The sequence below is a fragment of the Nocardia sp. NPDC004260 genome, from assembly GCF_053603155.1.
On sequence record NZ_JBSGEZ010000049.1, the window covers coordinates 1 to 22,610 of the forward strand.

The 22,610-nt window shown below is 66.4% G+C and carries 21 protein-coding genes and 3 pseudogenes; 18 read left to right on the forward strand and 6 right to left on the reverse strand.

What is annotated here, in order from left to right:
- Window positions 1-233, reverse strand: a 233-nt coding sequence (locus ACWEO7_RS25670; RefSeq protein ID WP_452426885.1) for a PfkB family carbohydrate kinase, incomplete at its 3' end; no start/stop codon positions are given.
- A 24-nt stretch (window positions 234-257) separates the two neighbouring features.
- Between ACWEO7_RS25670 and ACWEO7_RS25675 the strand changes: the two are divergent.
- From ACWEO7_RS25675 to ACWEO7_RS25720, 10 genes and pseudogenes are all read left to right on the forward strand, one after another.
- Window positions 258-857, forward strand: a pseudogene (locus tag ACWEO7_RS25675) (MSMEG_0568 family radical SAM protein); the annotation flags it as partial.
- A 1-nt stretch (window position 858) separates the two neighbouring features.
- Entirely contained in the window at window positions 859-1,821 is a 963-nt protein-coding gene (locus ACWEO7_RS25680; RefSeq protein WP_452426802.1) for an MSMEG_0567/Sll0786 family nitrogen starvation N-acetyltransferase, read from the forward strand.
- Window positions 1,818-2,741: a carbon-nitrogen hydrolase family protein gene (locus ACWEO7_RS25685; protein WP_452426804.1), complete on the forward strand. Its 924-nt coding sequence runs from the start codon at window positions 1,818-1,820 to the stop codon at window positions 2,739-2,741. Before ACWEO7_RS25680 ends, ACWEO7_RS25685 begins: the two co-directional genes overlap by 4 nt.
- Window positions 2,734-3,054, forward strand: coding sequence for an MSMEG_0570 family nitrogen starvation response protein (locus tag ACWEO7_RS25690; protein ID WP_452426806.1), 321 nt, complete (start codon window positions 2,734-2,736; stop codon window positions 3,052-3,054). Before ACWEO7_RS25685 ends, ACWEO7_RS25690 begins: the two co-directional genes overlap by 8 nt.
- Window positions 3,051-4,322: an MSMEG_0569 family flavin-dependent oxidoreductase gene (locus ACWEO7_RS25695; RefSeq protein WP_452426808.1), complete on the forward strand. Its 1,272-nt coding sequence runs from the start codon at window positions 3,051-3,053 to the stop codon at window positions 4,320-4,322. The genes ACWEO7_RS25690 and ACWEO7_RS25695 overlap by 4 nt, the downstream gene beginning before the upstream one ends.
- A gap of 9 nt (window positions 4,323-4,331) precedes the next feature.
- Complete coding sequence (locus ACWEO7_RS25700) at window positions 4,332-5,183, forward strand: carbon-nitrogen hydrolase family protein (RefSeq protein ID WP_452426810.1); 852 nt, start codon at window positions 4,332-4,334, stop codon at window positions 5,181-5,183.
- Window positions 5,183-6,307: an MSMEG_0565 family glycosyltransferase gene (locus ACWEO7_RS25705; RefSeq protein WP_452426812.1), complete on the forward strand. Its 1,125-nt coding sequence runs from the start codon at window positions 5,183-5,185 to the stop codon at window positions 6,305-6,307. The genes ACWEO7_RS25700 and ACWEO7_RS25705 overlap by 1 nt, the downstream gene beginning before the upstream one ends.
- 145 nt (window positions 6,308-6,452) lie before the next feature.
- Window positions 6,453-6,683 (forward strand): hypothetical protein, encoded by a 231-nt coding sequence (locus ACWEO7_RS25710; RefSeq protein WP_452426814.1) that lies wholly within the window; start codon window positions 6,453-6,455, stop codon window positions 6,681-6,683.
- 111 nt (window positions 6,684-6,794) lie between these two features.
- Entirely contained in the window at window positions 6,795-7,607 is an 813-nt protein-coding gene (locus tag ACWEO7_RS25715) for an alpha/beta fold hydrolase (protein ID WP_452426816.1), read from the forward strand.
- Window positions 7,608-7,635: 28 nt separating this feature from the next.
- A complete protein-coding gene (locus ACWEO7_RS25720) occupies window positions 7,636-8,457 on the forward strand; it encodes a MerR family transcriptional regulator (protein WP_452426818.1) in 822 nt (273 codons plus the stop codon).
- Between the two features lie 243 nt (window positions 8,458-8,700).
- Here the strand turns inward: ACWEO7_RS25720 and ACWEO7_RS25725 are convergent, their stop codons facing one another.
- Window positions 8,701-9,339, reverse strand: a complete 639-nt coding sequence (locus ACWEO7_RS25725) for a TetR/AcrR family transcriptional regulator (protein WP_452426820.1) — start codon at window positions 9,337-9,339, stop codon at window positions 8,701-8,703.
- A gap of 71 nt (window positions 9,340-9,410) precedes the next feature.
- Between ACWEO7_RS25725 and ACWEO7_RS25730 the strand changes: the two genes are divergently transcribed.
- Together ACWEO7_RS25730 and ACWEO7_RS25735 are read left to right on the forward strand one after the other, a co-directional pair.
- Window positions 9,411-9,992: an alpha/beta fold hydrolase gene (locus ACWEO7_RS25730; RefSeq protein WP_452426822.1), complete on the forward strand. Its 582-nt coding sequence runs from the start codon at window positions 9,411-9,413 to the stop codon at window positions 9,990-9,992.
- Window positions 9,989-10,288 (forward strand): alpha/beta fold hydrolase, encoded by a 300-nt coding sequence (locus ACWEO7_RS25735; protein WP_452426824.1) that lies wholly within the window; start codon window positions 9,989-9,991, stop codon window positions 10,286-10,288. Before ACWEO7_RS25730 ends, ACWEO7_RS25735 begins: the two co-directional genes overlap by 4 nt.
- A gap of 333 nt (window positions 10,289-10,621) precedes the next feature.
- Here the strand turns inward: ACWEO7_RS25735 and ACWEO7_RS25740 are convergent, their stop codons facing one another.
- Window positions 10,622-11,314 (reverse strand): type 1 glutamine amidotransferase domain-containing protein, encoded by a 693-nt coding sequence (locus tag ACWEO7_RS25740; RefSeq protein ID WP_452426826.1) that lies wholly within the window; start codon window positions 11,312-11,314, stop codon window positions 10,622-10,624.
- 38 nt (window positions 11,315-11,352) lie between these two features.
- Window positions 11,353-12,447, reverse strand: a complete 1,095-nt coding sequence (locus ACWEO7_RS25745) for a YihY/virulence factor BrkB family protein (RefSeq protein ID WP_452426828.1) — start codon at window positions 12,445-12,447, stop codon at window positions 11,353-11,355.
- A gap of 214 nt (window positions 12,448-12,661) precedes the next feature.
- Here ACWEO7_RS25745 and ACWEO7_RS25750 point away from each other — a divergent pair, with 214 nt between their 5' ends.
- Window positions 12,662-12,940, forward strand: coding sequence for a helix-hairpin-helix domain-containing protein (locus ACWEO7_RS25750; RefSeq protein WP_452426886.1), 279 nt, complete (start codon window positions 12,662-12,664; stop codon window positions 12,938-12,940).
- Between the two features lie 167 nt (window positions 12,941-13,107).
- Here the strand turns inward: ACWEO7_RS25750 and ACWEO7_RS25755 are convergent.
- A pseudogene (locus tag ACWEO7_RS25755) lies at window positions 13,108-13,694 on the reverse strand (IS701 family transposase); the annotation flags it as partial.
- Window positions 13,695-14,063: 369 nt separating this feature from the next.
- Here ACWEO7_RS25755 and ACWEO7_RS25760 point away from each other — a divergent pair.
- Complete coding sequence (locus tag ACWEO7_RS25760) at window positions 14,064-14,321, forward strand: hypothetical protein (protein WP_452426830.1); 258 nt, start codon at window positions 14,064-14,066, stop codon at window positions 14,319-14,321.
- Here the strand turns inward: ACWEO7_RS25760 and ACWEO7_RS25765 are convergent.
- A complete protein-coding gene (locus ACWEO7_RS25765) occupies window positions 14,312-14,566 on the reverse strand; it encodes an IPT/TIG domain-containing protein (RefSeq protein WP_452426832.1) in 255 nt (84 codons plus the stop codon). The genes ACWEO7_RS25760 and ACWEO7_RS25765 overlap by 10 nt on opposite strands.
- Window positions 14,567-15,096: 530 nt before the next feature.
- On the opposite strand from ACWEO7_RS25765, the pseudogene ACWEO7_RS25770 reads away from it, so the two are divergent.
- The 4 genes and pseudogenes from ACWEO7_RS25770 to ACWEO7_RS25785 all read left to right on the forward strand — a co-directional run.
- Window positions 15,097-15,640 (forward strand): annotated as a pseudogene (locus ACWEO7_RS25770) (IS5 family transposase); the annotation flags it as partial.
- A gap of 77 nt (window positions 15,641-15,717) precedes the next feature.
- Complete coding sequence (locus tag ACWEO7_RS25775) at window positions 15,718-17,565, forward strand: fatty acyl-AMP ligase (RefSeq protein ID WP_452426834.1); 1,848 nt, start codon at window positions 15,718-15,720, stop codon at window positions 17,563-17,565.
- Window positions 17,562-21,068: an alpha/beta fold hydrolase gene (locus ACWEO7_RS25780; RefSeq protein WP_452426836.1), complete on the forward strand. Its 3,507-nt coding sequence runs from the start codon at window positions 17,562-17,564 to the stop codon at window positions 21,066-21,068. The genes ACWEO7_RS25775 and ACWEO7_RS25780 overlap by 4 nt, the downstream gene beginning before the upstream one ends.
- Window positions 21,065-22,600: a PfaD family polyunsaturated fatty acid/polyketide biosynthesis protein gene (locus ACWEO7_RS25785; protein ID WP_452426838.1), complete on the forward strand. Its 1,536-nt coding sequence runs from the start codon at window positions 21,065-21,067 to the stop codon at window positions 22,598-22,600. The genes ACWEO7_RS25780 and ACWEO7_RS25785 overlap by 4 nt, the downstream gene beginning before the upstream one ends.
- Window positions 22,601-22,610 lie beyond the last annotated feature (10 nt).

Here is a 22,610-nt window from a genome sequence, read left to right on the forward strand (position 1 = left end):
GCCCCGATACCGCTGCGCACCCGCGCCGGGATCGGCGCGAACCATTCGTGCGATTCCCGCGTCACCACAAGGGCGCCGGCGGCGCCGAGGGACAGCAGCACGATCTCCGTCATTCCGGCGGTGATGAGGCGGCGGGCTTGCGCCAACTGCTCGGGGCGGTCGAGCAGCGGATGCCCGGCGTAGTCGCCGAGTTCCCGCACGCTCGGTTTGATCAGATGGACGCCCCGGTGCACATTGCGCAAAGCGATACCGGACGTATCCAGCAGCTGGTGATGACCACCGGCACCTCGGCCGGAAAAGACCGTGGTGCAAGGCACCTCGCCCGCTGTGTGCGAGCCGTCAAGCAAGCGGTGCCGACCCTGCCGATCCAGGTGCAGTGCGAGCCCCCCGGCGACCTGGCGACTTTGAGCGAGCTACGCGACGCGGGAGCCGATGCGATCGGCATCCACGTCGAGTCACTCGACGACCGAGTGCGTGCTCGATGGATGCCGGGAAAGTCCACCGTGCCGCTGTCCGACTACCGGGCAGCCTGGGCCGAAGCAGTGCGAGTGTTCGGCCGTAACCAGGTCTCCACCTATCTACTCGTCGGTCTGGGCGAAGACCCGGACGAATTGGTCTCGGGTGCGGCGGAACTCATCGCCATGGGCGTGTACCCGTTCGTGGTGCCGTTCCGGCCGCTCGCGGGAACCCTGGCCGTCGACGTCGACGGTGCGAGCGCGCCGAGCGCGGCGGTCCTCCAGGACGTGACCCGGCGCGTGGCAGCGGAGCTACGTCGGGCCGACATGCTCGGCACGGACCAGAAGGCCGGATGCGCGGCGTGTGGGGCGTGCAGTGTGCTGCAGACCGCGGGAGGCTGAGATGACGACGACCGAACCGACGGCCGCACCGCGATCCTGGATCGACGAACTGTCCGGGGTACGTGCTTCATCGCCGGATTACTGCGTCCTTTCCGGATATCCGTCCCCGGCCGACCCCGCAGGCGGATTCCTCATCCAGCTCGCCGATACCCGACATGTCGCCGTCTATCGCGCATTGCGCCGACAGAACTTCGTTACAGAGCAGGGCATGTTCGCAGGCAGCGACGCCGACGACATCGACGACGACCCCCGGGCCCAGATCCTGGTCGCGATCGCCCCGGACGGAGCCCTGCTGGGCGGAGTGCGCCTGGCACCGGCCACGGCCGAAGACCTCGGGTGGTGGACCGGCAGTCGATTGGTGGTGGACTGCGGGCGTCGCACCCGTGGTGTGGGCCGCGCACTCGTGCAAGCGGCGTGCGCTTATGCCGAAACCCATAACGTTCTTCGGTTCGAGGCCACCGTGCAAACCCGCTACCGGTCGCTGTTCTCCCAACTCGGGTGGACAGCGCTCGCCGAAACCACCGTGGCAGATTCACCGCACCTGAAGATGCGCTGGCCGATCGACCGAATCGAGCGGCTGGCGCGAACCACCAAGGCAATGCTCGGGCAAGCGCTGTCCGAGTTGAGCGATACACCGATGACACTGGGCGGCGCCGGATTCCGAGGCGATGACGGCGCACCGGTCCCGGGCTGCGACCTGGTCGCCGCGTGCGACGCGATCCTGCCTTCCATGGTCGAACGGGACCCGGAATGGGCCGGATGGTGTGCGGCACTGGTCAACCTCAACGATCTCGCCGCGATGCTCACCGCCGATCGCCCCGGCGCCCCCGTCACCCCGGTAGGCCCGGCGACGACCGCCGTGTGTGGCGTGCTCACCGCGACTCCCGGCGTGCGGCTGCGCTGGCCTGACGGAGAAGTCACTCACGCGCTCGACAGCGCGGTAACCGGATTGGGACACTCATGACCGAACTATCGATCTCCGTGGCCGCCGCCGAATTCGGGCGCGACATGGAGGCGTGTTACGCCACCATCGGCTCGCTGATCGAACAGGCGCAGCAACGCGGTAGCCGACTACTGGTGCTGCCCGAGGCCTGCCTGGGCGGCTATCTGTCCAGCCTGGGCGGCGGTGGGGAGAGCGAGGAGGCCAAGCAGCGCCGTCTACGCAGCCTGCCGCCGGCGCTCACCCTGGACGGCCCGGAACTGCGCCGCATCGCGGCGATGGCGGGTGAACTCGTCGTCACTCTCGGATTCTGCGAAGCCGATGGCGATCTCCGCTACAACGCCGCCGCGACACTCACCGGCGACGGGGTTCTGGGCTCCTACCGCAAGGTACATCAGCCGCTCGGCGAAAACCTCTGCTACGCTGCCGGATCCGAATATCGCGCCTTCGACACCCCGGTCGGCCGCATGGGCATGCAGATCTGCTACGACAAGGCATTCCCCGAAGCCGCACGAGCGCTGGCACTGGACGGCGCGGAGATCATCACCTCGCTCTCGGCATGGCCCACCGCCCGCACCGCCACCACCGAACGACTCGAAGACGACCGCTGGACCCAGCGCTTCGATATCTTCGACCGCGCTCGCGCAGTCGAGAACCAGGTGGTGTGGGTCGCGTCGAACCAGGCCGGGACGTTCGGCTCGTTGCGCTTCGTGTGCAGCGCCAAGATCGTCGGCCCCGGCGGCGACCTGCTCGCCACCACCGGTACCGAACCCGGTCTCGCCACCGCGACCGTCGACGTCGATCACGCACTCGAATTGGCACGCGGCGGCGGCATGTACAACCTGCGCGACCGACGCCCCGAGCTCTACCACAGCGTCGTCGCCCGCCATGGCGTGGTCGGGCAGCCCGCGGTGCCCGAAGAGCTGGAGGCGATCCATGCCTGAGGTGACATTCGACATCCGCTGGCCGGACGGCAATGTCCAGTCCTGCTATTCGCCCTCGCTGGTGATCCATGATCATCTGGCCACCGGCGTCGACTATCCGATCGACGACTTCCTGACCCGTGCCTCGAGCGCTTTGAACAGCGCGGCCGAGCGGGTGCGCGAGAAGTTCGGCTTCTACTGCACCTCCGCCATGCAGACCCTGTACGCCATCGAAGCAAACGCAGCACAGGCCCGCACATCACAGGGCACGGTACGCGTGCTGTCGATGACTCCGCCGTCGGTCGAGGCGGCAAATACCGGAGGAAAACCGTGACGTCCCATACAGACTCGGGTACCACCGTGGAACACCGTGACGTCGTCGTGGTAGGCGCGGGACAGGCCGGGCTCTCGATCAGCTGGCATCTGACCACTCGCGGCATCGACCATGTCGTCCTCGAGCGCGACACCATCGCCCATGAGTGGCGCGACACCCGCTGGGACAACTTCACTCTCGTCACTCCCAACTGGCAGTGCGTGCTGCCCGGCTACAGTTACAACGGACCCGACCCGCACGGCTTCATGAAACGCGATGAGGTCTACACATGGGTCCGCGCCTATGCCGACACCTTCGATACGCCGGTTCGCGAACACGTCGCCGTCACCGCGGTCACGGTGTCGGTCGACGGCGGCTTCGACATCCAGACAACCTCGGGCCCAATGCATTCCGATCAGGTGGTGGTCGCAGTAGGCGGTTACCACACGCCGATCGTGCCTCGCTTCGCCGAGCGGATGCCGAGCTCGATCCAGCAACTCCACTCCGCCGAATACCGCAGCCCTGCGGACCTGCCCGACGGCGCTGTCCTCATCGTCGGTACCGGCCAATCAGGAGCACAGATCGCCGAGGACCTCCATCTGGAGGGTCGGCGGGTACATCTCGCGGTCGGGACCGCGCCCCGCGTCGCCCGCTTCTACAGGGGCCGCGATTGCGTCGCATGGCTGGAGGACATGGGCCACTACGACATCCCGATCGAAGATCAGCCGGGTGGGCTGGGCAAGCGGGAGAACACCAACCACTACGTCACCGGTCGAGACGGCGGCCGCGATATCGACCTGCGCCAATTCGCGGTCGAGGGGATGGCGCTCTACGGCAGGATGGTCGATGTCGCCGACGGCACAGCGTACTTCGAGCCGTCGCTGGAGCGGGACCTCGATGCCGCCGACGCCGTCGCCGAGAGCATCAAGGACTCCATCGACACCTATATCGCCCGTGCTGGTATCGATGCGCCCACCGAACCGCGGTACCGCCCGGTGTGGCGTCCGCAGCGCGAGATCACCGAACTCGATCTGTCGGCGAGCAATATCACGTCGATAGTGTGGTCGGTCGGGTTCCGCACCGACTACCGGTGGCTGCGCGTCGGCGTCTTCGACGGCGAGGGTCACCCGTGCCACAACCGCGGCGTCACGACCACGCCCGGTCTGTACTTTCTCGGGCTGCCCTGGCTGCACACCTGGGGCTCGGGCCGCTTCGCCGCCATCGCCCGCGACGCCGAGCACCTCGCCGGGCAGATCACCGCCATCGCCCGCACCACCGCGGCGGCCTGAGGCGGACTCATGACCGTCACCCGAATAGCCGCTGTCGCAGCGCATTTCGGCGCAGACATCGCCCGGGCTCTGGACAAGATCGCCGGTATCATCGACCGGCTCACCCAGGACGGCGTCGATCTGCTCGTGCTACCCGATGCGAGCCTCGGCGGCTACATCGGAGACCTCCGCAACCCGGATCCAGCCGCCGGGCCTGAGGCCATCGACCCCGATGGACCCGAGTTCCGGCTGTTGTGCCGGTTGGCCGGGGATATGACGATCTGCGTCGGCTATGCCGAACATGCAGACGGCGCCCGCTACAACGCCGCAGTGTGCCTCACCGGCGACGGGGTGCTCGGCCGCCACCGCAAAGTACACCAGCCGGCAGGCGAACACCTCGCGTATGCGGCCGGAGATCGCTTCGCGGCTTTTGATACCCCGGTCGGCCGGATCGGCATGCTCATCGACTACGACAAGACGTTCCCGGAATCCGCGCGAGCTCTCGCTCTCGACGGTGCCCGCACCATCGCGGCGCTGTCGGCCTGGCCCGCCAGCGTCACCGATCGCGCCTCCCGCATGCCCAACGATCGGCAATCCCGCCTCTTCGACCTCTACGACCAGGCCCGCGCCGCCGAGAACCAGGTTGTTCTCGCATCGTCCAATCAAACCGGAATCACCGGCAACCTGCGTTTCCTCGGCCAAGCCAAAGTGGTCGGCCCCGGCGGTGACATCCTCGCCAAAACCTGGTCCAAGGGCGGCCTCGCGGTGGCGGAGCTCGACATCGATGCCGAGGTCGAGCGAGCCCGGCGCGTCCTGCGGCACCTGGACGAACGCCGTGTCGACGCCTACCACAACTTGATGACCGAAAAGAGCGGCTACTGATGCGGATCGCACTTCTCACGTACTCCACCAAACCCCGTGGAGGGGTCGTGCATACGCTCAATCTCGCCGAGTCGCTCGCCCGGCTCGGCGCGGATGTCACCGTATGGACACTCGGACGTGGCGGGGATGCCGCCTTCTTCCGCCCCGTGGATTCCTCCGTGACAGTTCGCGTCGTTCCCTTCACCAGTGCCGACGGCGAACCGGTCGGGACGCGAATCATGCGCTCCATAGACGTACTGCGGCAGGCGTTCACTCCCGAGGACTACGACATCGTGCACGCACAGGACTGCATCAGCGCCAACGCCGTCGACTGCCGCATCCGCACCATCCACCACCTCGACAACTTCACCACCCCCGAACGCGCCCGCTGCCATGAACGCGCCATCGTCGAGCCTTACGCACACATCTGCGTGTCGGCCGCCGTCGCGGCCGAAGTTCAGGCCGGTTGGGGGTTGCGCCCCACCGTGATTCCCAATGGCGTCGACTACGACCGCTTCGCGGCCGCCGCAGATGACTCTCCCGACGCCACGGATGCCCGCGCCGCCTGGCGACGCCGACTCGGCCGGTACATCGTGGCCGTCGGCGGCATCGAACCCCGCAAAGGCAGCATCGACCTGCTCGAGGCGTTCGCCCTGCTACGGCACGATCATCCAGACCTGCACCTCGTCTTCGCAGGCGGCGAAACACTCTTCGACTACCGCGACTACCGAACCCAGTTCAATGCTCGCGCAACCGAACTCGACATCCGCCCCACCATCCTCGGCACCGTCCCACACACCGAACTCCCCGCACTCGTGGCGGCGTCGACCCTCCTCCCGTTCTTCTCCACCAAAGAGGGATTCGGGCTCGCCGCCATGGAAGCCCTAGCCGCCGGAGTCCCAGTCGTAGCACGCGATCTCCCGGTGCTGCGCGAGGTATTCGGCGAGGCCATCAGCTACGCGGCCACTCCCGCCGAGCTGGCCGCAGAACTCGCGCGAGCGTTGGTTCCCGACCCGTGCCGCATCGAGCACGGCAAAGCCCTCGCCGCCCTGTTCAGCTGGGACCGAACGGCCCGAGCCCACCTCGAGTTCTACCGCACCCATTCCACAGCAGTACCGCCCGGAATGCTCACCACACACCGCTGAACCAGAGAACATGGACCGACCAACATGGGGACTTTTCGACCAAGCCGGCCCCCGAGCCCTGATCCTGACCACCGCCCACAATACCCAGGTGATGCCGATATTCGTCTGGACTTACCTGGTCATACCATGATTCGGGGTTATCCGGATGTCCGACAGCAGCATCCGAATCGGCGATGCCACCGAACTCGCCGAACTGCTCCAGTTCATCAACGACTGGCTCGCCGCAGACCAGGACGCTCGCATCCGCCTGGACCGCTTCGCTGTTCGCGCCTACTCCGCGCAAACCCTGCGCGAAGACCTCTACCGCTTCACCGCCGTCATACTCACCAACATCACCGAAACCGACCAGGAACCGGCCACCGGCCCCGAGTGCTGACCGGCACTGCTGTGGCTGTCGGTTGCTCGGAGCCCTGGTCAGGGACGCACGGACGACACCACGCTTCAGCTGTTGACCCTGACGCAGGGTCAACCCCTCAGCATGATCGGCATGACTGCGAAAACCGATCACTTCATGGTCCGCCACGACGGTGTCACGATTGCGGTGTCCCGCGGCGGTCGGGGACGACCGCTGGTCCTCTGCCCCGGGCTCCTTACGACACAAGCCGATCTGCACGAGCTGACCGATCTGCTGCGGCGCGATCATGACGTGGTGACCTTCGACCTGCGAGGTCATGGCCTCTCCTCGGCCACCGACCGGTACTCCTTCGAAGTATTCCTGGGCGATTTCGCCGCTGTGATGGCGGAGGTGGGACACCTCGACCTGCCCTCGCCGCCCGTACTCGTCGGCCACTCGATGGGTGCGGACCTGGTCGTGCACTATGCCTGCGAGTATCCCGGCACCGCCGCTGGGATGGTTCTCATCGACGGGGCGAACCCGGTGCCCGAACCATTCATCACCGAGGCCGACCTGCCGGAGTTCCGTGCAATGTTCGACGGCCTCGCGACATGGACCGAGGGTGCCAAAGGCACCCCGCGTCAAGTGATGCTCACCGCACAGCAAATCCTCGACCTGAATCTCGAGGTGGATAGGGTGCGGTCTGCAATCCTCGACCGGTATCGGAAGATCAACTGTCCGATCAGCATGATCATGTCGACGTCGATGGCCGGCGACAGCGGCGAAGGGCGTGCACCATGGCGCAATCAAAACTGGCAGGCCGGTATCGACCGGCTGGTCCGCGACCAGCCGCACATCTCCACAACGTGGCTCGACGCCGGTCACGGGCTGCTCGTCACCCATGCCCAGGAGATCGCCCGGATCATCCAGGACACACAGGGCCCAGCCTGCCAGGCAACTTCGTAACAGTTCCCAGATCAAGGAGACTGGTCCGGTGCTGACAATCAGCGAGGTGGCCGCCTACGCCGGAGTGACAGTACGAGCGGTGCGGCACTACCACGCCAAAGGACTGCTGCCGGAGCCGGAGCGCGACCACTCCGGTTATCGCAGGTACGACGCAGCTACCGTGGTCGAGCTGATCAGAATCCGGACGCTCGCCGAGGCCGGAGTTCCGCTGGCGCGCGTCCGGGAACTCCTACAGGCCGACACAGAGAAGTTCGCGTCGGCGGTCGCAGACATCGACAAGCAGCTGCGGGCAGAAATTCGGCAGCGGCAGCGGCTACGTAAACGAATCGCCCGCCTCGCTGCCGGCGACAACCTGGCGCTGCCTTCGGAGCTGGTCGAGTTTCTCGACCAGCTGCGGGCACTCGGAGTCGACGAGCGGATCGTCCAGGTCGAACGCGACGGCTGGATCCCGCTGGTCGCGCGTTCGCCGGAACGCGTCCCAGAGTGGATCACGCGCAAGCGGAAACAGATCGCAGACCCGCAGCTCATCGACTTCTATCTCACGCTGAGCCAGGCTCTGGAACAGGCCGACGACCGAAACCTCGTCGAGTTGGCCGACAAGATGACCTCGTATATCACGCAGATAGCCGACGAACACGGCGAAGACTATCTCAATGATCCCGAGATCGAGCCACCGTTGGTCAAACTGCTGGACACGCTGGCGTTCGATACTTGGCCGCCGGCCCGTCGACTGACCGAGCTACTGAAGAAGCGCGGCTGGAACGGCTGGACCAAGCTCCAGCGAATAGACCCACCAGAGGGCGTCGAAACACTGACTTGCGCCAATAGACCAGCACAAGACCCCGCCTAACGCTCTGCCACACACTTGACGCGGTCCCGCTCACCACGCATGACCCGCGTCCCTCAACCGGCAACGGATAACTGCCCATGGCGGGCCGACCGGTCAGCGCCCCCGGGCGAAGGGAGTTGCGCGAGTGCGCGGCGCTTCAGCGGTCGTTCGACCGCGATGCCCCACTCATCATCGACGGCCCACACGGGACCAGGTACGTACACCTCTACGCCACTGAAACTTGTTCCGGTACAGAAAATCCGGTTACACATTCTTCCCGGGGCGAGGCGTCGGCCCTTGCTCTCCGGCAACGGTCGTGCGCAGGGTCTCGATCCACCAGTCGAGCATCTGATCCCGCGCGGCCGCGCCCAGGCCGACACTGCGGCGGAATTCATCGCCGAACAACGGCTCCATCGCAACAGCCTGGTGCAATGCGGCCACGGTCAGCTGGATCGTCTCGCGCAGTGGCGGCGTTCTCCCGCTGGCCGCGCAGCCCTCACACGCCTGGCCGTGCAGCCGGTCCACCACCTCATCGAGCAGCCCGCTGCCGGTATCCCGCCAACCGGACCGGTGCAGCGCGAGCGCCAGTTCGGCATAACCGTCGGCGTAGAGTGCCGACAGCGCGTGCACCAACTCGGCGGGGTCGATCGGGCTGTCGGTCCACGCGCCCACAACGGCGTGCAGTTCGGTCTTCAGTTTGGTCCCGCCGAATCGTAGCAACGCCTCCAGCAGTTGGTCCCGCGTGCCGAAGTGATGGTTGACCGCGGCATCGGACACGCCGATCTCGGCGGCGACCGCACGCACCTGCACCGCGGCCAGTCCACCTGCGGCCAGTAGCCTGCTCGCCGCCTCCAGGATCATCCGCTTGGCGTCATCGGGTGTACGTCGTACTCGGACAGCCACCCAGCAATATTACCTTGACTAGTCGAGGTAATATTGCCTACCTTGGATGCTCAAGGTAAGGAGGTGGCGTCGTGCACGGACAATCCACGATTCCGTCGATGACCGAGCTGGCGGTGACACTGGGCGTCTCGATCCACGATTCGACGCCGCCCCGTGAGATTCAACTCTCCCATGCGGGCTGCCTGCTACACGGATTGGACTGGGGCGGAACCCGATCCCCGGTACTGCTGCTGCACGGCGGCAGATTGACCGCGCACACATGGGATTTCGTCTGCCTCGGCCTGCGCGGCGATGCCCGGCTGGTCGCGCTGGATCTGCGCGGGCACGGTGACAGTGGCTGGTCCGACGACTACAGCATCGACACCCTGGCGGCCGACGTCGTCGCCACGGCCGACCACCTCGGCTTCGATCGGGTCGGTCTGGTCGGAATGTCCCTCGGCGGCGTGGTCGCCGCGCACGTCGCTGACGCGTGGCCAGACCGAGTCGACCGGCTGGCACTCATCGATGTCGCCCCCGGCGTGGACTTCGACAGCACCCAGCGAATGCGAGCATTCATCACCGGGCTCGGTCCGGTGCGCGAACTCCAGACGGTGGTCGATGCCGCCATGCGGTCAATCCTCGCGCCAACCGCGCGGCAGTCGCCTACCGCATGAGCACACTGTTTCGCCGGGCGCCCGATGGCGATTGGGTGCCGAAGGCCGATCCGAGTCCACCCGATTTCCCCGCTATTCTCGCCGCCATCGATCGGCTGGCCGCTCAGCTGAGCGGAGTGCCGGTGCTGTTGGTGCGCGGCGGACGCAGCAGGGCACTTTCTCGAGCCGCCGCCGAACGGCTGGTCGAGCGCATTCCGGACGGGGAGCTTGTGGTCGTACCGGACGCCGGGCACAACGTCCAGGAGGACAATCCGGCCGCGCTGATAACCGCACTGCGTGCCTTCCTGACACGCTGACCGCGACCAAACGCCCGGCAACCGCCGACGCAGTCAACCCTGCCGCCGCATGCACCTCGGACCTTTGCGATACCGGATACGGCCCCGAGTAAGAGGGTGGCAACAGGTGCGGTCGACGCAGTTGAGGAACGAACCACCTTGCGTCAACAATCTGGCAAGCCGACCGCGCAACGATCTGCCACAGATCTGACGCAATGCTGCTCACACCCCAAGCCCTGCGTCACATGATTGACAACGGACGCGCCGCGGCCGGTCGCCGAAACGACCGACTACCGTGGTGAGCGATCCGACTCCACCGGTCGCTGATGCCGGGCGTCGTCGCCTCGCCGGTGGTCAGTCGAGAACTTTCAAGATCTCTTCAGCCAGCGGTGCCGCCGAGGCAGGGTTCTGTCCGGTGAACAAATTACGGTCGACGACGGTGTACGGCTTCCAGATCTCCCCGCGGGTGAAGTCGACGCCGAGTTCGACCAATACGTCCTCCACTGTCCAGAAAGCCTTTTCACGCAACCCGACGGCATCCTCCTCGTCATTGGTATACGCGGTCATTCGGTATCCGGCGAAAGGTGACACACCGTTGCGCCGTGTCGCCAGAATCGCCACCGGCGCGTGGCAGACGATGGCCAGCGGCTTGCCCGAGGCGAGGGCCGCAGTCAACAGCCTCCCGGAGTCGGCGTCCTTCCACAGATCCTCCATGGGTCCGTGGCCGCCGGGGTAGTACACGGCGTCGTAATCCGGCAAGCGCGCATCGGCCACTTCGATCGGCCTGCGCAGCTCTTCGGCCGAGCGCAGGATTTCCTCCAGGTGGCGGGCGATTTCTTCATTGCCCGCCATCGATGGCCGCAGGCTCATCACGTCGACGTGCGGCACCACTCCGCCTGGAGTCGCCACCACGATTTCATGCCCTGCGTCACGGAGGGCGCTGTAGGGGGCGGCGAACTCCTCTGCCCAATACCCGGTGGGGTGCCGAGTGCCGTCTTTGAGAGTCCAGTAGCTCGCGCCGGTCACCACGAAGAGAACCTTGGCCATCGCAAAAAATCACCTCTTTCACGGTTGAAATCGTCGGGTCATTCCCGCGCGGATTCCGCGGCTCGGACCTTCTGCTTCTCCGCGTCGTCGAGTTTGCGCGTGTCACGCGGAACGGCGAAGGGCTGCAAATCTTCGGGGAGCCCCTGGGCGATGGCCCTGCCGTGGTCGAGCTCGGCGTTGATCTCGGCTCCGAGCAGCAGCGCGATATTGGTCAGCCAAAGCCACACCAGGAAGATCACCACCCCGGCGAGGGAGCCGTAGGTCTTGTCGTAGGAGGAGAAGTTGGCGATGTAGACGGAGAACAGCACCGAGATGACCAGCCAGATGAGGACGGCGATCACCCCGCCGGGGCTGATCCACTTGATGCCGCCTTGGCGGGCGTTCGGGCTGGCCCAGAACAGGATGGCCAGCAGCGCCGACACCAGGACGAACAGCACGGGCCATTTGGCGATGTTCCAGATGGTCACCGTAGTGTCGCCCAAGCCGAGGAAGTCGCCGATCTGCTGGGCGACCGGCCCGCTCGCCACCACAATGGCGGCGCTGAGGACGAGCAGGATCATCGCCACGATCGTGACGCCGAGCCGGATGGGTGTGGTCTTCCAGATCGGCCTGCCCTCGCCGATGCCGTAGATGACGTTGGAGGCGCGCATGAAGGCCGCCACATACCCTGAGGCGGACCACAGCGCGACGGCGAGACCGACGATCGCGCCCAAGCCTGCGCCGTGCTTGTTCGCCTGCGCTTGGTCGACGAGGGTGCGCACGAAATCCGCGCTCGAACCCGGCGCGATCTGCCGCACCTGGTCGACCAGTTCGGCTGCGGCGTTCGGGCCGAGCAGGCCCAGCAGGGAAACCAGGACGATCAGGCCGGGCACGATCGACAACACCGCGTAGTAGGTGAGGGCGGCGGCCAGATCGGTGAGGTTGTCGCGCTGAAACTCTTCGGCCGCACGCTTGACGACCGCGACCAGGGAGGGTTTCGACAGGTCGGCTGGGCTGTCGGGCTCGTCGCGGTCCAGATCCGGCCTGGCTCCGGCATCGGTCGCATCGACCCGCGACCCAGGGTGATCCCTGGTATTCGCCGGGTCGGCTCGCTTGTCCTCGTGCCGTTTCGCCGCACCGTGCTCTGTCGTCATGGGCCTGCCTCGCTCACACACGTCCGCCTCGCTTCACACCGGGCGCCGGAACTCCCGTCGAACGAGTGGTGCCCGAAGCCGCGTGGCCGAAACTGCTCAGCCCAGCTTCCGGGACCGAGTTCCGCGACCCTTGCTCGTTCGCATCAGGTGTGGGCGCCACCGCGGAGCCAGTCGGTCCACGGGATGCTCCAATCGCCGTTGTGCCAGATATCGAGTGGCCTCCGACGGCACCGCCGCACGCCTGGCCCGAGCGGGATTCCGCTCCCTCGAGGAGGTCGCCGACGCAGGGTATGAACGGCTCGTGGCGGTGGAAGACATCGGGCCGAAGGTCGCCGCCTCCCTCGTCGCGCACCTGACCCGCCTGCGTCCGGAACTACAGCGACTGCGAGCCGCGGGTGTCTCCCTGGACGTGCGCGAGAAAGACCTTTCCCCCGCCGTCGCGGCCGATGCACCGCTGGCAGGCATCCAGGCCCAGACGTGGCCGGGATCGTAGTGACGGGGCAGGACCAGCGCGACGAGCAGGCGGCCGGCAGTCGCTGCCACGAGCGTGCCCGGCAGCTCGGCCATCAGTTCCTCGACCCGGGCGTTACGGTCGGCGCGGGTGGCCACCCGCTGGTCGCAGCGGGTAGCCAGCACGTAGGCCCCGTCCCGGGATTCGAGCCAGTCACGCAGGTAACCGGCCTGGCCGTTGGCTTCGTCGGCGGTGAACCACGCGAACGGCATCCCGGCATCGAGGGCTCGCTGCAGCGTCGCGATCACCTGCCGCGGTTTCGTGGCGAACCCGATCTCGTCACCGATCCCGGCGGCCCGGCAGCGGTCGCGGTCGCTGGTCCAGGACTCGGGTAGATAAGTTCTCGGTCGATCAGCGCATGCCCACGCGGCGAGGCATAGGCGAGGAACACCCCGATCCGGCAGTTCTCCGTCCGCCCGGCCGTGCCCGAGTACTGCCGTTGCACCCCGGCCGAGCGCACTCCCTCCTTCAGGAACCCGGTCTCATCCGCGACCAGCACCGCATCGGGGGCGCCGAGACGATCCACGACATAGCCACGAACATCGTCACCAACCCCGTCGACATCCCAGTCCGCCCGCCGCAGCAACCGCTGCATCCCCTGCGGCCCGGACTCACCAGCCCGCTCGGCCAGAGTCCACCCGTTCTTGCGTTCCAACCCCGCGACCAGCCCCGACACATACTCCCGCGCCCGCATCCAGGGTTCGGCCCGAGTGAACCGGACGCCCGCCCCGGTCATCAACGAATCCAACTCGGCCACACCGCGACCAACACCACACCCCAGATTTACACCGACTCACCCGAGTGTCGTTGCAGTACTGTGCCAGCCAGACCCGTGGTAAGCACGTCCGTTCCGCGTGAACTTTTCGGATTGCGCAGCGGCTGACCTGCGGCCCGAAAGCTGCCTGGACGGTTCGGTCTGCCGGAGTGTTCGGACCACCTTGCGGATGGAGGGATCTCGGCCTGGCACAGACCGGCGTCGGACTCGAACACCGCCACATCGACCGACTCGCCGACGGCGAGGCCATTCACGACACCGTTGTCTCGGACGGGGCGGCGGCAGGAGCGGGCTGCTCGGGCTGTTCGCCGAAACCGCTCGAGCGCAGCGATGATCGCTTCCTTCGGTTCGGTGTGGGGTCCTGACGATGGGACGCCTGGGGTGCTCGGCCCCGCTGTCGACGCCTACCTGCACGCGCTGGGGCCACATCGCCGAAACCCGCCCGGCGCCGACCGCCGCGCCGAGGTCACCGCCGCCGCCGAACGACTCGCCCCGGGCGTGAGCGACGCCGACACGTGGCCGGTGCTCGCCCAGCACCTGGCGCTGCTCGAGCTGTCCGGCCGCGACCACACACGCGGTCAGACATAGGTGAAGGGCAGTGCGTTGCTGATGCCGTCCAGCTCCACTTGGACGGTGACGTCCACCGTGCCTGTTCCCGTTGGGGAGATGGCCGTGATCTGGGTGTCGGAGTCGATGGTGAACGTGGTCGCCTTCGTACCGAAGCGCACGGTCAAAGGACCGACATTGCTGAACCCGGAGCCGGCGATCACCACAGTGCTGAAAGTCGTCGCTGGGCCGGAATTGGGTGTGAGGGAGGTGAGTACAGCTGCCATGGTTCGACTCCAAGCCGAATGTAGTGAAAGATATTACCTTGCAACGGATGTCGATCTTCTGCGGCGACCGCTACATATTCAGTAAGCCTCTGGCGACGGCTCTTCGGCAAGGGATCCGAAGTCCGGTTTCGTCCGGTTTCGAACCAATGCCACGGCTACCCGGGATCAGCATCAGCGCACCCTCGGCCTGCTCGATGGGGTGGGGCCCAACAAGCACCGAAGACCCGACAAATTGCCAGTTAGGAAAATCGGAGACCTCCGATTCTGCTAACTGTCAAGCTGCGGAGACTGATTCGGGTGCTGGTGGCGTGGGTCCACGGTGTTCTCTGGTTGTTGGCTACCGCGATCTTCCGATGGGGCGGTCTGGCACTGTCACTCCGCCGCCAGCACTGTCGAGGCAGAACCAATACCAGTCACCATTCAGGTGATGGAATGCGTCTGACGTGCGAGAGTCGCCGGTGAGCTGGGCGAACCCTGCGCCCCCGCTGGAGCAGTTGCCCGTCATGGGGCTGGTCCTGAAGTAGATGCCCCACGCCGCCGTTGCCCGCCGCCACGGCGACCGCCAGGTCGAACCGCCCGGCGGGCACCGCGCCGAACCCGCCGATCACGCACTCGGGCGATCCCGAGGCGGGTGGGGCACCAAACTGCACCTGGCCTGCGAACACGGCCTGCGACCGTTGTCTATGCTGCTCACCGCCGGTCAAGCCGGTGACAGCCCGCAATTCGCCGCGGTCCTCGACAGCATCCGGGTACCGCGCCTCGGTCGCGGCCGAGCACGCGTGCGTCCGGACCGGGTACTGGCGGACAAGGCGTATTCCTCGGCCGCCAATCGCGCCTACCTGCGCGGGCGTGGCATCCCCGCCACGATCCCGGTCCCGGCCGATCAAGCCGGACACCGCCGCAACGGCGGCGCGACCACCGGCGTTCGACCGTGAGATCTACCGGCACCGCAACACCATCGAACGTGGCATCAACCGCCTCGAACAACACCGCGACGTCGCCACCCGCTACGAGAAACTCGCCACCCGCTACCTCGCCGTCATCCAGATCGCCGCCATCGACCAATGGCTATGACCTCGACACCTACTTCGAGACACCGCCTAGGCCCGAAGTTGCAGACGGTAGGTCTTCGAAGTCGCCGATTCCCACCCATGGCAACAGCCCTCCGCGAACAGCGCGCTAACTTGATGCCGCGCGGTCGGCTTGTGCTGAGCGAGTATGTCGGGTCGCCTAACTTAAGGACATGCACGATGGACCGTGAACTATCCGTCGTCTCTGCCTTTACCGCTCTTCATTCCACGGATCCCCAGCGCAAGTTGTTCGTCTTCGCCGACGAGCACGGCAAAGACACTGACCATCTCACCGTCGCCGCGCTCGCGGACCGCGCTCAGCACATTCGAGCAATTCTGCAGGAGGCCGGTATCAACCCCGGCGATCGGGTGTTGCTGCTACATCTGCCGTCATTGGATTTCATCATCGCGTTTCTCGGCTGTCTGGCCGCCGGAGTGGTGCCCGTGCCGCTCCCGCCGCCGAACCCGTTCAAACTCGCGAAAGAGGTCGATGCGGTATCGGCGATCGCGGAAAACTGTGGTGCGCGAGCGATTCTGACGCATGGCGACTATCGCGACGCGGTGCGCGCGGTGCCGCTTCCCACGCAGGTACCACAGTGGCCGGAGTTGCCGTGGCTAGTGCCGGACGGCACAAGTCAACCCGACGAGTCTCCCTGGTACGAGCCCGCCGATCTGAATGAACCAGCGTTCCTGCAGTACACGTCCGGCTCGACGGGTTTTCCAAAGGGCGTGGTGGTTACCCACCGCAATATCCACCACGAACTCACCGCTCTCGCCGCCGACTTCGAGCTCGGCGACGACACCATCGCGGTCAGCTGGCTGCCGCATTTTCACGATCTGGGACTGGTCTGCGTCCTGCTCAACACCCTGGTCGGCAATGCCCGCCGGACCTACCTGATCTCACCGCTCAGCTTCCTGCAGCGCCCGGCCGTGTGGTTCGATGTGCTCTCCCGGGTCGGCGGAACGCACACCACAGCACCGAACTTCGCCTACGACCTGATGGTCCGCAAGACGACTCCCGAACAACGCGCCGCCTGGGACCTCAGTTCGGTACGGAGGTTCGGCTCGGCGGGAGAAAGTGTCCAGCCGTCAACCGTCGACACGTTCTTCGCGACATTCGACGGCACCGGGGCCTCACGGCAGGCTTTCCACCCCGGCTACGGACTTGCCGAGCATACTCTCAGCGTCACCGTCGGCAGTGGTGGCGCCGTGGCCTTCGACCGTGATCAGCTCGAGCAGGGCCGCGCGGTGCCGGCTGCCGCCGGTTCGACACGTGAACCCGCCGTCTTCTACGGCAGCGGCTGGGCCACTAAGCCCGATGCGAGTGTCCGCATCGTCGACCCGGAGACCGGCCAACCGTGCGCACCGGGCGAGATCGGTGAGATCTGGGTCGACTCTCGAACCAAAGCACGTGGATACTGGTTGCGCGAGAAGGAAACTCGCGACACGTTCCACGCCGTCGTCGGCGACGGTGACCCGCGGCACTACCTGCGCACCGGCGATCTCGGCTTTCTCCGCGAGGGTGAACTTTTCGTCACCGGCCGGCTCAAGGACCTTGTCATCATCCACGGCCGCAACTATGCGCCGCAGGACATCGAGGACAGCGTTCGCAGCGCCCACCCCCGCATTCGTGCCGGTGGGATCGCCGCCTTCTCGGTGCCGCCACTGCCGGGCACAACCTCGGGCGAGCGGCTGATCATCCTTGCCGAGACCACCGGCACCGAACTCGACCCGGCCACCGCCACCGAGATCCGTCGTGCGGTCCGCCGCGAGGTTCGTGACGACCACGGAATCGCCTGTTACGAAGTCCTGGTCGGCACGGGACTGGTGCTGAAGACGACCAGTGGCAAGGTACGCCGGGCCGTATGCCGTGCGGAGTTCTTGCGGCAGGAGAGCGAACGTCGACTTTCCGGAACGGCGATGCAATGAGCAGCGGCCTGATCTTCTCCACCGGTGCGCACGATGACCGGCTCCACGACATCGACGACGACTTCCACCAACTGCTTACGGATTTCGCCCAGTTGACAGCGATGGGGAAACTCACCCGTACGCGGGTCTTTCACGCACCGGGCATTGTCGTTCGCGGACACATCGACTTCTTCGACTCGCCCGGTGTGCCAGTGCACCCGTTCTTTGCCGACGGGAAGCGGTACCCGATCCTGGCGCGGTACAGCAATGGCGTGTCCAACGACGATCTCGCGCCCGGAATTCGCGGGCTGTCGCTGCGGTGGTTCGATCCGGACGGATCGGGTGGTTCGCCATTCAATCTGACGTTCAATACCGGTTACCGCGTATTCGCCCCGAATGCATGGACCTTCATGAAATTCTTCATGCTCCGCGACGACGCCGCGCGTGAAGAACTCGTCCGCGCCACCCCGGGCGCAGTGGAACCGGCGCTGGACGCGATCCGGGACCCGCACCCCTACCATCGCTACCACCTCAACTCGCAAGTGCCGCAACAGTTTGTCGATGGCACTGGACGTCCTTGGCTGGTGCGTTACCGACTGGTGCCCGAGCAGAATCTGCCCGATGTCGGCCACCACACCCCTCGAGGATGGGTGGTGCCTCCCATCGAGCGGCTGATGCGGGAGTCGGGCGACCGACGTTCGTCGACGCTGCTACGTGACGAGATTCGCAAGGCGGCAACGGAGAACACCCTGCGTGGGCTGTTCCAGATCCAACTGCACCCACTCGGTGACGACACCGCGGCGAACCAGGCTGCGCTGTCACCATCCTCCGAATGGCCGGTGGCCTCGCATCCTTTCCGGACGATCGGCGAGATTCGTTTGAATCTGGTGTGCGATGGGGATCCCGCCGCGGAACTGCCGTTCGATCCCGCGGACGCACCGGAAGGGCTCGGCATCGCGCTCGCTCGGTCCCCCTTCGAGGCCGCGTCCATGAACCACGCCCGCGCCCTGGTCTATCGTGCGGGATACGCCGCACGCACCTTCCGGCCCGATCCCACGGGTTCGAGCGCGCCGCCTACGACTGAGCCGCTCCCCGCCAACGGCCGCCGGACGGTCTGTGTGATCGGCGCGGGGCCGGGTGGGCTCGTCGCCGCGAACGAACTTGAGCGGCTCGGGCATACCGTGGTAGTCCTCGAACGGGAGGCGGTCGCGGGCGGCAAGTCGGTCTCGGTGCAGGTCGACGGGCGTGCCTACGATCTCGGCGCGCACCTGTGCAACGACCGCTACGAACACTTCATCGACCTGGCCGACGAGTTCGGGCTGGCGACCGAGGACATCATTCCGCCGCATATCTTCGATGCGCAGACCTTTACGACCGCGATGCCCAAGACGGCGTTCGCCACCCGCGACATCGTCGGGCGGTACATGCGGTTGCGCGCCGAGAGCTTTCCCGACATCGGTCGTCCAGGGCTTGCGCACTCCGCCCGAGCGCTGTCGCAGCCGGCGCGGGACTGGTTGCGGGACAACGATCTCGAGACGATGGCCGCGTCGCTCGGGGCCGTGTACACCTCGGCCGGATATGGCTATCTCGCCGACGACCTGCCTGCCCTGTACTTTCTCAAGGTATCGGAGACGGTAAGCCAGCTGTCCACCGAGCCGACCCGCACCCGGCACGCGAACGCTTTCACCATTTCCGGTGGCCTCGGTGCGCTGTGGGAGCGTGTCGCGGCGAAGCTGGCCGACGTGCGGACCGGCGTCGAGATCACTGCTATCGACCGCAGCGGTGACCGGGTGGCCGTGCACCTCGCCGACGGCCACACCGTCCACGCCGATGACCTTGTGCTGTCCGTCCCCCTCGACCGGCTCGATGGTGTCCTGGACATGTCGCTGGCCGAGCGCGCGCTTGCCCTGAAGATCCGGCGACTGGATTTCTATACCGTGCTGTGCCGGATCACCGGGTTGCCCCGTAACGGGCATTACACCGTGCGGTCCGGAGACGCCCTCCCCGGACCAGGGCACTGTGTCTCGTTCCATCACCGCTACGCCGAGACCGACGTGTACGTCTGTTACTCCTACGGTGCCGACGGTCTCACCACCGACGACATCGTGGCGAACCTACGTGACGATGTGGTCGCGTTCGGCGGCGAGCTGACCGAGGTCCTGCTCGTGCGGCACTGGCCGTATTTTCCGCACTTCGCGAGCAAGGACCTCGCCGAAGGCGTCTACGACAAGCTCGAGGAGCGGCAGGGACGTCGCCGGACCTACCACGTCGGCGGGCTGCTCGGCTTCGAGATGATCGAAACCACGATCGCCCATGCGCGCGACGTGGTCGCCGGACACTTCGCCGAGGGCGAAATCGACGACGCGCCCGGTACGGATGACCACCGGTCCCCCGTCCCCGGTCGTACCGTCGCGGAGATCAATGCTTGGCTGATCAGCCGGTTGGCCAGGGAGTTCGATTTGGCGGAGAACGAGATCGGCCCGCAAGCCGTCCTCGACGACTTCCCACTCGATTCATTGGCCGTCGCCGCGATGCACCTGGACCTATCGGCGTGGCTCGGCCTTCGCATCCACCCTACGATCCTGCTGGAGAACCCGACGATCGAGAGTGTTGTGAATCGGCTGGCGCAGGTAGGGCCCGACACTCCGAGCACCGCATCCGCCACGGCGCCGCTCCCGCCCTTGGCAGTTCCGCTGACACCGCCACGCCCTTTCTTCTGCATACCCGGAGTGAACGGCATCGCCTACCAGTTCCGGACCCTGGCCAGCGCTCTCGGCCCATGGTGTCCGTTCACCGCACTGCAGGCACCCGGTCATGACGGATCCGAGCCGACGCTCAACACGGTCGAGGCACTCGCTGAGCGCTACCTCCTGGACATCCGCGCGACGCAACCGCACGGGCCCTATCTGGTCGGCGGGTATTCACTCGGCGGGATGATCGCCTATGAGGTCGCCGGGCGGCTGCGTGCCGCCGGCGAGGAGGTCGGCGAGGTCGTACTCATCGACACCTATGTTCCGCTGGCCGGTCAACCCACACCGCCCTGGGACGAGCGCGCCGCGCTGGACGAGCTGGCGGCGATGTTGCGGGCGGCAGCCGGGGCTTCGGGCCACGAGCTGGTCCTGGATCCGGATCTGTCGCTGGAGCAGCGCCGCGACGCGGTATGCCGGCAGTTGACCAGCGGCAGCACCGTCAGCGCCCGTCGTCAGCTGCAGTTCATCCTGCGGGTGTACCAAGCGAATCTGGAGGCGAACGTCCGCTACCGGCCGCCTGAGTCCGATCTGCCTGTCACCCTACTGCGGGCACACGGAGAATTTCCGATCGTATTCGGCCCGGCCCGGGGACCGAGAGTGCCGCTCGGTGATCGCACCCAGGGCTGGGACACGGTGGCAACCGGCAGGTTCCGGATCGTGGACGTGCCCGGCAACCACTTCACCATTCTCTCTGAGAGCCGAGTGGGCGATCTGGCGGACGCCCTACGCCACGTGCTTCCCGGTGGCCGTGCATCGGCGGGGACGACGCCGTGACCGTCGCCGAGCCGCTCGCCGAGGTCGTGCGGCGGATTCGGGAGCAGGTCCACGTCGTATCCCAGGACAACGGTGGGATCACCGCGGTGACGGGCGATCCCACCCGGCACCGAGTGCTCGCGACCCTGCCACCGCTGTACCCCGAATGGTTGGGCGACCGGTCGTTCGGCGAACTGCACGGCACCCGCTTTCCCTATGTGGCCGGCGAAATGGCCAATGGCATCGCCACCACGGAACTCGTCATCGCGATGGGCAAGGCCGACATGCTCGGCTTCTTCGGCGCGGCCGGTCTGCCGGTGACCCGGGTGGAGCAGGCGATCGCAACGGTCCGGGCGAAATTGGGCGGCCGGACGAACTGGGGAGTGAACCTCATTCACGCGCCACAGCACCCCGGCTGGGAACAAGACATGGCGGACCTGCTCATCGGTGCGAATGTCCGCGCCGTATCCGCCTCCGCATTCATGGAATTGACCCCGCCGGTGGTGCAACTGGCCGCGAGCGGTCTGCGGGTGGACCGGGACGGCCGTATCGTCCGCCCTCGGCACATATTCGCCAAGGTCTCCCGGCCGGAGGTCGCCGAGAAGTTCCTGTCGCCGGCACCCCGGGCCATGCTGGAGATGCTGTGTGCCCAGGGCCGGCTCACCGCCGACGAGGCGGCGCTGGCCGCGCATGTCCCGGTGGCCGAGGACCTGACTGTCGAGGCGGACAGCGGAGGGCACACCGACAACCGGCCGCTGGTAGCGCTGCTACCGCGGATGCTTGCGCTCGCGGCGCGGGTGACCGAGCAGGCCGGATACAGCCGATCGGTACGGATCGGTGTTGCCGGTGGCCTGGGCACTCCGCACAGCGTGGCGGCAGCGTTCGCGGCCGGTGCCGCCTACGTGGTCACCGGATCGGTGAACCAGACCTGCGTCGAAGCGGGCGTGTCCGCGGCGGCCAAGGAATTGCTGGCTCAGGCGGACGTCGCGGACGTGATCATGGCGCCGGCGTCGGACATGTTCGAACTCGGGATCAAGGTGCAGGTGTTGCGCCGCGGCACGCTGTTCGGCACCCGCGCCAACCTGCTCTACGAGCTCTACCGGGATGTCGAATCACTAGAGGCGATTCCCGGGCCGGAGCGGGACAAGCTGGAACGCACGATATTCCGGGCGCCCCTGGCCGAAATCTGGGCCCGGACCCGCCGCTACTGGCTCGACCGGGATGCCACCGAGGTCGCCCGTGCCGAAGCCGATCCGAAACATCGCATGGCTCTGGTTTTCCGCTGGTACCTCGGCAAGGCCAGCTGGTGGGCGATCGAGGGCGAAAGTTCCAGGCGCACCGATTACCAACTGTGGTGCGGACCGGCGGTCGGCGCCTTCAACAATTGGGCGGCCGGCAGCTTTCTCGCCGACCCCGCGCAACGTGATGTCGTGCAGGTCGCCCGCAACCTGCTCGAGGGTGCGGCCGTGCTCACCAGGGCACACCAGCTGCGGACATACGGAGTGCCGGTGCCGTCGACGGCGTTCGAATTCGTGCCTCGACGGCTGTCGTGACAAAGCTCGA

What these genes read in the sequence shown, in the direction of transcription:
- ACWEO7_RS25765 (WP_452426832.1), bottom strand. Translation starts at nt 14,566, where the DNA reads ATGGCAGCTGTACTCACCTCCCTCACACCCAATTCCGGCCCAGCGACG.
- ACWEO7_RS25775 (WP_452426834.1), top strand. Translation starts at nt 15,718, where the DNA reads ATGGCAACAGCCCTCCGCGAACAGCGCGCTAACTTGATGCCGCGCGGT.
- ACWEO7_RS25710 (WP_452426814.1), top strand. Translation starts at nt 6,453, where the DNA reads ATGTCCGACAGCAGCATCCGAATCGGCGATGCCACCGAACTCGCCGAA.
- ACWEO7_RS25700 (WP_452426810.1), top strand. Translation starts at nt 4,332, where the DNA reads ATGACCGTCACCCGAATAGCCGCTGTCGCAGCGCATTTCGGCGCAGAC.
- ACWEO7_RS25745 (WP_452426828.1), bottom strand. Translation starts at nt 12,447, where the DNA reads ATGACGACAGAGCACGGTGCGGCGAAACGGCACGAGGACAAGCGAGCC.
- ACWEO7_RS25705 (WP_452426812.1), top strand. Translation starts at nt 5,183, where the DNA reads ATGCGGATCGCACTTCTCACGTACTCCACCAAACCCCGTGGAGGGGTC.
- ACWEO7_RS25680 (WP_452426802.1), top strand. Translation starts at nt 859, where the DNA reads ATGACGACGACCGAACCGACGGCCGCACCGCGATCCTGGATCGACGAA.
- ACWEO7_RS25735 (WP_452426824.1), top strand. Translation starts at nt 9,989, where the DNA reads ATGAGCACACTGTTTCGCCGGGCGCCCGATGGCGATTGGGTGCCGAAG.
- ACWEO7_RS25740 (WP_452426826.1), bottom strand. Translation starts at nt 11,314, where the DNA reads ATGGCCAAGGTTCTCTTCGTGGTGACCGGCGCGAGCTACTGGACTCTC.
- ACWEO7_RS25715 (WP_452426816.1), top strand. Translation starts at nt 6,795, where the DNA reads ATGACTGCGAAAACCGATCACTTCATGGTCCGCCACGACGGTGTCACG.
- ACWEO7_RS25690 (WP_452426806.1), top strand. Translation starts at nt 2,734, where the DNA reads ATGCCTGAGGTGACATTCGACATCCGCTGGCCGGACGGCAATGTCCAG.
- ACWEO7_RS25760 (WP_452426830.1), top strand. Translation starts at nt 14,064, where the DNA reads ATGATCGCTTCCTTCGGTTCGGTGTGGGGTCCTGACGATGGGACGCCT.
- ACWEO7_RS25685 (WP_452426804.1), top strand. Translation starts at nt 1,818, where the DNA reads ATGACCGAACTATCGATCTCCGTGGCCGCCGCCGAATTCGGGCGCGAC.
- ACWEO7_RS25780 (WP_452426836.1), top strand. Translation starts at nt 17,562, where the DNA reads ATGAGCAGCGGCCTGATCTTCTCCACCGGTGCGCACGATGACCGGCTC.